We start from the raw sequence: 11,847 nt of genomic DNA on the forward strand, positions 1-11,847 counted from the left end.
CGCCTGAACTCAGGCGTCGGCTACCGTACGCCCACCGAGGCGCGGGTAGCCATGAGTGCGGAGGCCGTCATGCCGATCGCCGCATGATGCTCTGATCTCACCCCTCCACCCCGCAGGGGGAAGTCCACCATGCGCTGACGGCCAAGCGATTGATCCGCGTCACCTCACGACGTGCCGACGTCATCGATCGGGACCGGCTGCTTCAGGTTTGACGCGGCCCCAAGGTGCCTGGGTCGGCGTGGTGAACGCTTTGTTCAGGTCAAGCGGCCTGGAGGACGCAAGAGGCGGACGACGTGCGAGGCGGCGGCCGGCCTTGAGAAGGGTAAACAGCCCTGCCTCGCCGGCGCCGGCAGAAGGGTGGTTCTCCCCGGCCGTCCTGCTGGGCTTGTACTTGCTGCTGCCCAAGGGCCGGTGAGCGACGACCTGCTTCGCTCACCGGAATTTTGCTCACACCAACTGCAACCCTACTTCTTCCGCTCCACATTCATGGCGACCGTATACTCGTCGGCGCGCGCTTCGTAGCTCAGTGGGCCACGTAGCGCCCAGATGTTCTTCTGCATATGCAGCGGAACAATCCCGACATCCTCCATGCCGACACGCATGGCCTTCTTGAAGAGCTCCTCGCGAGCCTCGTCATCTGCCGTGCGCAAGCCTTCTTCCGTCAGCCGATCCACTTCGGCATTGGAGTAGCCGCTGAAGTTCGTGCTGCCGTAGCCCTTCTCGTTGTTGCGCGTCATCAGATTGCTGCGCAACGCCGTGGAGGGCTCGCCGCCAGTGGCCCAGCCGATCAGCAGGGCGGACATGTCGTTGCGGGACTGCCGCTGCGCGATGACCGTGAAAGGCAGAGCCTCGACGGTCGTCTTGATCCCGACACGCTGCCACATCTGGCCGATGGCCTGGATGATCTGCGCATCGTTCACGTAGCGATTGTTGGGGCCGATCAGGCCGATGGCAAAGCCGTTCGGATAGCCAGCTTCGGCCAGCAGTTTCTTCGCCTTGTCCGGGTCATAGGGCGGCGGCGCCAGGTCGGGCACGTAGCCATTGGCGCCAGGCGGCATCATCTGGCCGGTCGGCAGCGCGGCACCCTGCATCACACGCTCGACGATCGCCTGCCGGTTGATGGCGAGGGAAAGCGCCTGACGAACACGCAGGTCCCGCAACGGGTTCTTGTCGAGCTTCTGCCCGGCATTGTCAGTGATATAGGGAGACGAATCATGGGCCGTATCGAGCTTCAGATAGATGCAGCGCAGGCTCGGGATCTCGGAAAAGCTGACACCCGGGGTGCTCTTCAACCGGGGCATGTCCGGCGGTGGCACGACGTCGATCACCTCAACATCGTTGGAGAGAAGAGCCGCCACCCGCACACCATCCTTCGAGATGAACCGGTAGGTGACGTTGACCCAGTCAGGCTTGTCGCCCCAGTAGTTGTCATTGCGGACCATCACCACGCGATCGTCCGAAGCGAAGGAAACGAGCTTGTACGGGCCGGTGCCGATGACGGCCTTGCCATTGTTGAATTCACCCGTGGAGACGTTCTCCCCCACGCTCTTGCTGATGATGTAGACTTGGCTGAAATCCTGTGCCAGGAGCGGATACACGCCGTCCGTCTTGAAGCGGATGGTGTAGGGATCAACGATCTCCCAGGATTTGGCACCGCGTGTGTAGATGGAAAACGGTCCGGGGCTGTTCACAACCTTTGGCACGCGCGCAAAGGTGGCAGCCACGTCCTCGGCTGTGAAATCATCGCCGTTGCTGAACTTCACGCCCCGGCGCAGCTTGAATTCCCAAGTATCGTCGGAGACAAGATGCCATGATTCAGCCAGGCCCGGGATCAGCTTCGACTGCGCGTCCTTGTGGACCAGTTTATCGAAGAAGTGTTCTGCCACCATATTGTTGGGCGAGAGCGTGTGGTAATGTGGGTCAAGCGAAGTAGGGGGCGCGGCGACAGCAAGGCTCAATGAGTTGCCTTGAGCCCTGGCTTTGAGGGCACCGCTACTCAGCAGGGCAACCGCTGGGACTGCGAGAACGGCGCGACGAGACAGTCGGATGCTTTTACGATCCAAGACTTGAATCTCCGTGGTGCGGTGTTGCCTTGTTGGCATGATGAAGTCGGCGCGCTCCGCCAAGGCCGACGGTGTCGCAAAATAGATTGCTGCATGGTAATGGGTGGATGGTCAACTGCTTCGTGAAACAAGCTACAGCATCTGACTGAATTTCAATCTATCATTCCCTCAAAGTATCCTCGGGTTATCACAAGGTAAATTTCCAAGAAACTTTAGTAAGGTTTATTATATTTACTTCAGAAATACTTTAGGGTCCAGTAGACATCCAAACCTGCAACGGTCCGGTCATGAGGTTCAGGTGCCTGTTTGAAAGGCTACTGATGCCAGCATCGGAGGCATAGAGGGTTGGACGTCCGGAACGGCGCCGGGTTCTGCGCTCCATGGGACGACTTCCAGGCGGACGGGCTGCCCACGGGCCGGCTATCACCGGGCCTTGCAGATTTACGTTTTCGGTAAAGCGCAAGGAAATGACCCTGCTGCAAGGGCTGGACGATGCCGCGTGCCGCACTCGCGGCAGCGCGGTGTACTGATGCCGTTGCCACAGCCCGAAGGACGGCCGGCATTCACGCTGGAGAATCCCGGAGGCCACGCTCCCGGCCTGCTGCTATGCGGACATGCCAACAACCGCACTGGCGACCATTCCGTGACAGCCCCGCATCGTCCGGCCCGCCGAGACTACCGACGGTCCAGAACGACGGGCCTGTTTCCGGCCATGATCAAGGGGACCGCGGCACCACCTGCTCCCCATCCAGGCGGAAGAGATGGGCCAGCGACACGTCGAGATGCAGAGGCACGCTCTCACCAGGCCTGGGCTTCTGCTGGCCCTCGAGCTGGGCGGTGATGGGCTACCCATCGGCCAGGGTTCCATAGATCAGCGACGAGCCACCCAACTGCTCGACGAGCTGGACCCTGGCATCACCGAGGCACGTGCCGTCGCCACCGAGGCGTAGGTGCTCGGGCCTGATTCCGAAGCTGCAATCTGCCTCGCCCTGCCAGCGAAGATGCGGCAGGGGCAGCACCGTGTCGCCCAACGACACCTGGGCCGTGCCATCCCGCGCTGGCCGCAGGGTTGCCTGCAGGAAGTTCATCTTGGGGCTGCCGATGAAGCCCGCCACGAAGCGGTTGACGGGGTTGTTGTAGAGTTCGAGTGGCGAGCCGACCTGTTCTACCTTCCCACCCCGGAGGACCACGATCTTGTCCGCCATGGTCATGGCCTCGACCTGATCATGGGTCACGTAGATCATCGTGTTGCCGAGTTGCTGGTGCAGCTTCGCAATCTCCACGCGCATCTGTACGCGCAACTCGGCATCGAGGTTGGAGAGCGGCTCGTCGAAGAGGAAGATCTTGGGCTCTCGGACGATGGCCCGGCCGATGGCGACGCGCTGCCGCTGCCCGCCGGAAAGCTGCTTCGGCTTACGGTCGAGCAGGTGATCGAGTTGCAGGATCCCGGCGGCGCGGCGGACCCGCGCGTCGATGTCCGGTTTCGGCATCCGGGCGGTTTCCAGCGCGAAGGCCATGTTCTTGTAGACGTTCATATGCGGATAGAGCGCATAGGACTGGAAGACCATGGCGATGCCGCGCTGGGCCGCTGGTACGTCGTTCATCACCTCTCCGTCGATGCGCAGATTGCCTTCGCTGATGCTCTCCAGCCCGGCGATCATCCGCAGCAGCGTGGACTTGCCGCAGCCCGAGGGGCCGACGAAGACCACGAATTCCCCATTGGTCACGGACAGGTTCACGTCCTCGATCACCGCGTGCTCGGCGAAGCACTTGTGGACATGCTCCAGGGCCAGCCAGCTCATCCATCCCTCTCCTTCTTGCTTCTTGCCATGGGCGGGGCGGACCGTTCCGCCCCGCGGACGGTTCGTCAGGCGGCCATCGCCTCCTGGCGGACCCCCAGGGGCATGGCGTGGCCATGCGCCGCGATCAGGTCGTCCACCATGCTGCGGATCTCGCGCAGCGACAGCACGCTCGCCGCATGGCGATCGAGCACCGCGGCGCGGTAGACCGCGTCGCGGTCGCCCTCCAGCGCCGCACGGACCGTGAGTTCCTGCACGAACACATGCGGCGCGCAATGGGCGGCCAGTTCCGGCGGCAGGGTTCCGACATAGCAGGCGCGCAGCCCGTTGCGGTCCACGATCACCGGCACCTCGACGCAGCAATCACGCGGCAGGTTCTCGATCAACCCGGTGTTGCGGACATTGCCGTAGATGAGCTGCGGCTCACCCGTCACCATGCCGTTGATGATCGCGGCGCCGTACTCGTCGCTGCGTTCCAACGGGAAGCTATCGCCGGCCAGCAGCTTCTGCCGCGTCTCGGCATAGCGCCGCAGGTTGCGCTCGCTGCGGCGGACATACTCGTCCACTGGCACGTCATACTCGGCGATCTGGTCCTCGCGGCGGAGGAAGTAGGGCGTGTACTCCGCGGTGTGCTCGCTCGATTCGCTGACGAAGCGCCCCAGATGCTCCATCAGTTCGAAGCGGATCTTGTCCTTGGCGAAGATCTCCGGGTTCCGTGCCGCGCGGCGGAGCTGCGGGTAGGCGTCCTTGCCGTCGATCTCCAGCCGCAGGAACCAGGTCATGTGGTTGATGCCGGCGCAGTCGTAGCTGAGACGCGAGCGGTCCACGCCGAGATAGGAAGCGAGGTCGCGCGCCGTGTGCTGCACGTTGTGGCAGAGCCCGACCACCTGCTGCTCCGGAAAGGCCCTGTAGACCGCCCAGGTCAGGATGCTCATCGGGTTGGTATAGTTCAGCAGCAGGGCGCCGGGGCAGACCGCCCGCATGTCGCGCACGAGGTCCATCATGAAGGGGATGGTCCTCAGCCCGCGGAAGATTCCGCCGATGCCCACCGTGTCGGCGATGGTCTGCTTGAGGCCGTACCGGCGCGGGATGTCGAAGTCCAGCAGTGTCGCCTGGTGCATGCCGATCTGCACCATGTTGATCACGAAATCCGCGCCTTCCAGGCAGCGGCGGCGGTCGGCGTGCTCGGTAACGGCGGCTCCGGCAGCGAACTGCCCGGAGGTCCAGCGTGCCATCATCCCGGCCGTCTCCAGGCGCTCCGGGTCGATGTCGTGCAGCGCGATCTCGCATTCCTTCATTGAAGGAAGGCTGAGGATGTCCGTGAGCAGATTCTTGACGAAGACGACGCTGCCGGCGCCGATCATGGCGATCTTGGTCATGTTCTCTTCTCGGTTGATGAGGGTCGGAACGGGTTCACTTCAGGCCGGTGCTGGCGATCCCCTGCACGAGGTAGCGCTGGAAGATCAGGAAGATGAGCAGCATCGGCAGGAGGGAGATCAGGGCCAGGGCCATGACGCCGCCCCAGTCCGGATTGGCTTCGCCGCGCAGCAGGTTCAAGCCGAGCGGCAGGGTGAAAAGGTCCTGGTCGGTCAACACCACCAGCGGCCAGGCGAAGTCGTTCCAGCGCCACATGAAGGTGAAGATCACCAGCACGGCGATGATGGGCTTGGAGAGGGGCAGCACGATCCGCAGGAAGATCCGCATCTCGCCCGCGCCGTCCAGGCGCGCGGCCTCCAGCAACTCGTCCGGGATGCTCACCATGAACTGGCGCACCATGAAGACGCCGAAGGCCTCCGCAGCGCGGGGCAGGATGACCCCCCAAGGCGAGTTCAGCAGGCCAAGCCAGGACACCACGAGGAATTCGGGCACCAGGATTACCTGGATCGGGATCATCAGCGCGCCCAGGATCGCGAAGAACAGAACATCGCGCCCGGGGAAGCGGAACTTGGCGAAGACATAGCCGCAGAGCAGGTTGGCGGAGACCGTGATCACCACTGCCACCACTGCGATAAAGGTGGAGTTCAGTGTCCAGGTCAGGAAGGGATGCCGTTCCCAGATATTGCGGAAGTTCTCCAGCGTCAGGACCTGCGGGATGAGGCTGACCACGGGCTGGAAGACCTCCGAACGAGGCCGGATGGCGGTGGCGAGCATCCAGTAGAGCGGGAAGATCATGGCCGCCGCGCCCAGGGCCAGGGCGATCCAGATCAGCATGGTGCCGGTGCGGCGATGGCCGGGGCGCGAAGCGCCCGTTTCCAGGGTTGCGCCGCTCACAGCACGTTCTCCGACTGACGGCTCATCCGCCACTGGATGATGGTGAAGCCCAGCACGATGGCGTAGAGCACCACGCCGATGGCGCTGGCATAGCCCATCTCGGAAGTCGTGAAGGCAGACTGGTAGATGTACTGCACCAGCATGGTGGTGGAGAAGCCCGGTCCGCCGCCGGTCATGACATAGATGAGGTCGAAGACCTGGAAGGAGTGGATCACGCTCAGCACCAGGAGAAGGAAGGTAGCCGGCCGCAGAAGGGGAAGGGTAATCTTGCGGAACTGGCGGAAGGGCGAGGCGCCGTCCATCGTCGCGGCCTCGTAGTACAGAGCCGGAATGGATTGCAGGGCGGCGAGATAGACCACCATGCAGAAGCCCACCCGCACCCAGAGGGTCGCCAGCACGAGAGAGGGCAGCGCCCAGTTCGGCGAGGACAGCCAGGGGATGCGATCTCCGCCCAGGCGCACGACCAGGGAATTGATGACGCCGTAGTGCTCGTTGAACAGCCAGGCGGCGATGATGCCGGTGGCAACGGCCGAGACGACGACGGGCAGAAAGTAGACGCTGCGCAGGAAGACCCGGCCCGGTAGTTGCCGGTTCAGCGCCACCGCCAGCAGCAGGCCGCCCGCCATGGTGGTCGGGACGGAAGCCAGTGCATAGGCCGCGGTATTGAGCAGGGCGTGCCAGAACTGCGTGTCGCCCAGCAGCCGGCGGTAATTGGCGAGGCCCGCATACTCGGCATCGCCGATCAGGCTCCAGTCATGGAAGCTGATGTAGAAGGCATAGAGCAGCGGAAAGAAGCTGAAGGCGCTGAACAGCACCAGATTGGGGCTGATGAAGGCATAGGCCGTCATCCAGGGGCGCCGGAAGGACCGGCGCGCCCGTACCGCGGCGGAGGGATGCGCGGCGCTTGTCAGGACCAGGCTGCTGGGCATGGTTCGCCTCTGGGCAGGAGGGGGCGGGTCAGGGGGTTCAGTCCTTGAGGACGCTGCGGATGGTGCTGTCCACGTTCTCGGCGGCAACCTTCGGCGTCTGGCCGGAGGTGAAGGTGAGATCCAGCTGCTCAGCGAGCTTCGCATTGATGCGGCTGAAATCCGGCAGCGTCACCGTGGCCGCCAGATGGTCCGGGATGGTGCGCGACTGTTCCACGAAGACCTTCATCGCGTCGGGCCGCAGCGGATAGTCGAGCGTACCTTCCATCAGGCTCTTCCGCACCGGCAGGAAGCCGCCCGCGAGACAGAAGTCGCGCATATTGGCCTCGGTGGTGGCGAAGCGGAGGAAATCGATGGCCACGTCGCGGTTCTTGCTGTCGCGTGTGACGGCTAGGCAGTTCCCGCCTAGATCGGACGCCATGGACAGGTCGCGTGGCATGTAGGTGACCCGCCATTCCGCCCGCGTCATCGCTTCCTGCAGGAAGGGAATCTGCCAGTCGCCATGCACCATCATGCCGATCGTGCCGTTGGCGAAGAGGTTCTGCGTTTGCTCGTTGCTCTTGATCGAGGTGGTGGGCGGCACGAGCTTCTCGATGAACCAGGACTGGGTCCAGGCCAGGGTCTCGATGCCTTCGCGTGAGGAAAGTTGCGGCTGGCGCAGATCCGCATCCAGCAGCCGGCCGCCATGCTGGTAGAGGAAGGGGAGGAAGCGATAGGCGGCGGTGTTCTGCCAGGCGCAGGCGAAGCCGAAGGGCGCCTCGGCCTTCTCCTTCAGCAGCCGCGCGATGCGGATGAACTCCTCCCAGCGCCAACTGTCCTCCAGCCTGGAGGGCAGCTCGACGCCGATGCGCTGGAACATCTCCATGTTGCAATAGACAGCCAGGGTGTCGGTGTGGTGCGGTATGGCGAAGGACTTGCCGCGGTAGGTCGCTGCCTTCCACAAGGCAGGCGCGAACTGGCTGTCCATGCCGGCGTCCAGCTGCCCGCTCAGATCGACGATGGCCCCCGCCTTCGCGTAGCGGCCCACCTGTTGGTACTGGATCCGGATGAGGTCCGGGGCCTGCCGGCCGGCGAGGCGCGTATCCACCTGCTGGTAGAGCTGCGCCGAGGAGCCGTTCAGCTCCAGCCGGATGGAGACGTTCGGGTGCTGCGCGGTATAGCCCGCGATCAGCCGCCGGAAGGCCTCCTCCTCCGCCCGGTTGCCCCAGACGGCGAAGTTGAGGTTCACGGCGCCCTGTGCCCATACCGGCCGCGCCGCCGCACCGGCCAGCGCGATGCCGGCCCCCAGCAGGCTCCGGCGGCCTGGCCGCCATTCCGTCGCGTATGTCTGCTTCATGGTCCGTCCCTCTCTGTCCGGCCGCTTTCCGCGGCTCGTCACCTAGCGCCGCGCTAGGCGGCCACACCCTCCAGCAGCCCGCTCCGTTTCAGGCCACCGCAGGATTCGCGTATCAGAAGCCGCCCTGGCAGGAGGCTGTGCGGCTCCGGCCGCTCCACCCCTTCCAGGCGTTCGATCAGGCTGATGGCAGCCTGACGGCCGAGTTCCTGCCGCGGATGTTCCACCGTGGTCAGTGTCGGGTTGCCGAAACCTGTCAGCGCAATGCCGTCGAAGCCGACCACGGCCATGTCCTCCGGTACGCGGAGCCCATGGCGGCGCAAGGCGTGCAAGACGCCGATCGCCATCTGATCGTTGAAGACGAACAGTGCCTCGGGGCGCGGCGAAGGCAGTGTCAGCAGACGCCCGACCGCCTCGACACCGCCTTCGGGGCTGTTCGGCACCTCGATCTCCCAGGCGGGGCGATGCTCCAGCCCGGCCTCCAGCAAGGCGCGCCGGTATCCGTGCACACGCTCCTGCCGTCGCAGAGGATGGCTCTGATGGGCGCAGACATGGCCGATCCGCCGGTAGCCGCAGTCCAGCAGATGCCGGGTCGCCATGTGTCCGCCGGCTTCGAGGTCCACCCCGACGCAGGGAATGGATGCGTCCTCGCCCTGATCCTGCAGAGTCACGCAGGGAAACCCCTGTCGGGTCAGGGATTTCAGCTCCTCCCAGATCGCCTGCGTGGGCGCCGAGGTGATCACGCCATCCGACACGCCACTCCGCATGCGCGCAACGGCCCGCAGCTTGTCGGCTGCGTCCTGCGCGGCCAGGATGTCGAGGAGATAGCCCTTCTCCTGCGCCGCCCGCTGCGCCGCGCCCATCACCTCGGCGAAATAGGGGTTGCTCAGGTCAGGGCAGATGAAGGTCAGGGTGTTCGTGCGCCGCCGCCGCAGGTTCCGGGCGACGGAATTCGGCGTGTAGCCAAGTTGCAGCGCCGCTTCCCGCACGCGCTGCTGCGTTGCTTCCGACAGGCCGACCTTTCGGCTGGCGTCATTGAGCACCAGGGAAACGGTGGTCTGCGACACGCCAGCGAGACGCGCCACGTCCAGGCTGGTCGCGGCGCCTGTGCGCCGAGGACGTTCCTGCGACCTCCCCCGAACCATAATCCTCGCTCCTAATACGTATTAGAGAGAGCTTATGTCTTATATATGACCAATGTCAATGGTGTTTTTCGGGGCTGATTCGTTACACGTCTTCTTCCATCGGACAGGGACAATGGATGCGACTTGCCGTTGTCAGGGCTGCCGTGCCGAACATCACCACGGTGCGTAGCAGAAGCACCGGCAAAAACCGGGCCTCCAGCCCCGAGAAGACCGCCCCCCGGCGATCTGCTGAACCGTAGCAAGCGGATCAGAAGGAGCCGATCAGGCCTCCCAACACGATCACGATCACCAGGGCCACGAGAGCACTGACAACGCTGGACATGAAGATATCCAGGTAGCTGTTCCGATGACTGGAGCCGCAGACCGCGAGGAGCGTCACCACCGCTCCATTGTGCGGCAGGGCATCCAGCGTACCGGCACCGATCACCGCGACACGGTGCAACAGACCGGGATCGATCCCCTGTTCCGCGGCGATACGCAGATAGGTCGGGCCCAGCGTGTCGAGCGCGATGGTCAACCCGCCCGAGGCCGAACCCGTCAATGCCGCCAGCACGTTCGTCGCCACCGCCAGCGAAACCAGCGGCCCCCCGCCGATGCCGAGGACCTGGTCGCGCACCATCTCGAAGGCCGGCAGGGAGGCCACCACCGCGCCGAAGCCGACCAGGCTGCCGACGCCGAGGACGGGCAGGACGGCCGAGTTGGCGCCCGCGTCCAGCGTCGCGCGCAAGGAAGGCAGGTTAGCGCGATTCAGCAAAACCACCGCCACGCAGGCCGCGAAAAGCGCCACGACCACCGACCAGACACCCGCGACCGCCTCGATCGCGGTGCCGCCCCAGCGCGGATCGGCCAGGAAGCCCGTGTCCATACGTGGCAGGACGACCGCCGTCATCAGCAGGTTGACCACCAGCACCACGCCGATCGGCGCCAGGGCGGTCCAGAAGCCCGGCTCGCTCCGGCCGTGCTCGCCGCGGTGGATTTCGGCCGGATCGAACTCCCCCGAAACCGCCGCGTGCTCGCGGACCACGGAATCGCCGGCTGCCCGCTCCGTGGCCTCCTGTCCGCCGGCGCCCGACAGCCGGTAACCCTCCCCGGCCCTACGTGCCTGCCTCTCGCGGTAATCCAGCCACCAGAGTCCGGTGGCCGCCATGACGAGAGCGGCGATGATGCCGAGCCCGGGCGCCGCCCAGGGCGAGGTGCCGAAGAAGGGCATCGGAATGGCGTTCTGGATGGCGGGCGTGCCCGGCAGCGCCGACATGGTGAAGGTCGAGGCGCCGAGCATGATCGTTCCCGGCATGAGCCGGTGCGGGATATCCGCGGCCCGGAACATCGCATGTGCCATCGGGGCCAGCACGAAGAAGGCCACGAAGAGGCTCACGCCGCCATAGGTGACGAGCGCGCCGGCCAGCACCACGGACAGGATGGCCCGCTTGGTGCCGAGCCGGGCCGTCATGCCGTTGGCGATGGCGGTGACCGACCCGCTGTCATCCATCAGCTTGCCGAAGACTCCGCCCAGCAGGAAGAGCGGAAAGAACTGCGCGATAAAGCCCGCCGCGCCGCCCATGAAGGTCTGGGTCCAATTGGCGAGCAACGGCTCACCGGCGAAGCCCGCCGCCACGAGGGCCGCCGCGGGTGCGAGGAGAAGCACGCTCCAGCCCCGGAAGGCCAGCCCCATGAGAAGGGCCAGTCCCAGGAGGATTCCGAGAAGACCCATGGGTTCAGACACCCTCCAGCAGCTTGTTCAGGTCCGCGGAGGAGCGGCGGCCGATCTTGTCACCATTCTCGGCGAGGAAACGCTCCGCCGTCCGCCTGCCCTCGTCGCGCAGAAAAGTGAGGAACTCCCATTCCGCGTTCAGCTTGGAGGAGTAGCCGAGATCGATCATCACGGGGCTGGAGAGGAGATGCACACGGAAGCTGGCCCAGCGCGCTCCCTCCACTCGCCTACTGTCCAGCTTCGCCGGGCTCTCCGCGACGACTTGCTGTAGCAAGGCGATCATGCGGAGCTCCTTGATGATCGTGGCGTTGAAGGAGATCTCGTTCAGCCGGTTCTGGATCTCGGTTGCGGAGCGGGGCGTGCCGGGCCGGTCCACCGGGTTGATGGCCACCAGCAGGAGATCATCAGCCGAACCGCCATCGCGGACAAGGGGGGTGATGGTCGGATTGCCGGCATAGCCGCCGTCCCAATAAGAGCGCCTAACTAAACCCGGTATGATGCGTTTCTGTGGGCATGGCGAAGCCTTTGGTTTCTGATGATCTCTGGGCGGCGATTGAGCCGCTGTTGCCGCCCGAGCAGCCCAAGCCCAAGGGCGGGCG

At 64.8% G+C, this 11,847-nt stretch carries 9 protein-coding genes and 1 pseudogene; 1 reads left to right on the plus strand and 9 read right to left on the minus strand.

Annotated features, from left to right (window positions below; all coding sequences use genetic code 11):
• Window positions 1-464: 464 nt before the first annotated feature.
• The 9 genes from ROTAS13_RS11385 to ROTAS13_RS11425 all read right to left on the minus strand — a co-directional run bounded on the left by ROTAS13_RS11385 (window position 465) and on the right by ROTAS13_RS11425 (window position 11,639).
• Complete coding sequence (locus ROTAS13_RS11385) at window positions 465-1,958, minus strand: ABC transporter substrate-binding protein (RefSeq protein ID WP_371329184.1); 1,494 nt, start codon at window positions 1,956-1,958, stop codon at window positions 465-467.
• Window positions 1,959-2,908: 950 nt separating this feature from the next.
• Window positions 2,909-3,865, minus strand: a complete 957-nt coding sequence (locus ROTAS13_RS11390) for an ABC transporter ATP-binding protein (protein WP_371329185.1) — start codon at window positions 3,863-3,865, stop codon at window positions 2,909-2,911.
• 65 nt (window positions 3,866-3,930) lie between these two features.
• Complete coding sequence (locus ROTAS13_RS11395; protein WP_075822392.1) at window positions 3,931-5,241, minus strand: alpha-glucosidase/alpha-galactosidase; 1,311 nt, start codon at window positions 5,239-5,241, stop codon at window positions 3,931-3,933.
• A 34-nt stretch (window positions 5,242-5,275) separates the two neighbouring features.
• A complete protein-coding gene (locus ROTAS13_RS11400) occupies window positions 5,276-6,133 on the minus strand; it encodes a carbohydrate ABC transporter permease (RefSeq protein WP_083755485.1) in 858 nt (285 codons plus the stop codon).
• Complete coding sequence (locus ROTAS13_RS11405; RefSeq protein WP_075822393.1) at window positions 6,130-7,062, minus strand: carbohydrate ABC transporter permease; 933 nt, start codon at window positions 7,060-7,062, stop codon at window positions 6,130-6,132. The genes ROTAS13_RS11400 and ROTAS13_RS11405 overlap by 4 nt, the downstream gene beginning before the upstream one ends.
• A gap of 37 nt (window positions 7,063-7,099) precedes the next feature.
• The gene (locus tag ROTAS13_RS11410) at window positions 7,100-8,395 is read right to left on the minus strand and encodes a sugar ABC transporter substrate-binding protein (RefSeq protein ID WP_075822394.1); all 1,296 of its coding nucleotides are present in this window, start codon (window positions 8,393-8,395) and stop codon (window positions 7,100-7,102) included.
• 53 nt (window positions 8,396-8,448) lie between these two features.
• Window positions 8,449-9,477, minus strand: coding sequence for a LacI family DNA-binding transcriptional regulator (locus ROTAS13_RS11415; protein WP_168550370.1), 1,029 nt, complete (start codon window positions 9,475-9,477; stop codon window positions 8,449-8,451).
• A 307-nt stretch (window positions 9,478-9,784) separates the two neighbouring features.
• Entirely contained in the window at window positions 9,785-11,248 is a 1,464-nt protein-coding gene (locus ROTAS13_RS11420; RefSeq protein ID WP_019462990.1) for a GntP family permease, read from the minus strand.
• Window positions 11,249-11,252: 4 nt separating this feature from the next.
• On the minus strand, window positions 11,253-11,639 hold the full coding sequence (locus ROTAS13_RS11425; protein WP_253187665.1) for a hypothetical protein: 387 nt from the start codon (window positions 11,637-11,639) through the stop codon (window positions 11,253-11,255).
• Between the two features lie 122 nt (window positions 11,640-11,761).
• Between ROTAS13_RS11425 and ROTAS13_RS26245 the strand changes: the two are divergent.
• A pseudogene (locus tag ROTAS13_RS26245) lies at window positions 11,762-11,847 on the plus strand (IS5/IS1182 family transposase); the annotation flags it as partial.

The organism is Roseomonas sp. TAS13, from assembly GCF_001950415.1.
GTDB lineage: Bacteria > Pseudomonadota > Alphaproteobacteria > Acetobacterales > Acetobacteraceae > Roseomonas > Roseomonas mucosa.

Excerpts from the sequence above, each read along its gene's own strand:
- ROTAS13_RS11410 (WP_075822394.1), bottom strand. The coding sequence starts at position 8,395 with ATGAAGCAGACATACGCGACGGAATGGCGGCCAGGCCGCCGGAGCCTG.
- ROTAS13_RS11395 (WP_075822392.1), bottom strand. The coding sequence starts at position 5,241 with ATGACCAAGATCGCCATGATCGGCGCCGGCAGCGTCGTCTTCGTCAAG.
- ROTAS13_RS11390 (WP_371329185.1), bottom strand. The coding sequence starts at position 3,865 with ATGAGCTGGCTGGCCCTGGAGCATGTCCACAAGTGCTTCGCCGAGCAC.
- ROTAS13_RS11420 (WP_019462990.1), bottom strand. The coding sequence starts at position 11,248 with ATGGGTCTTCTCGGAATCCTCCTGGGACTGGCCCTTCTCATGGGGCTG.
- ROTAS13_RS11405 (WP_075822393.1), bottom strand. The coding sequence starts at position 7,062 with ATGCCCAGCAGCCTGGTCCTGACAAGCGCCGCGCATCCCTCCGCCGCG.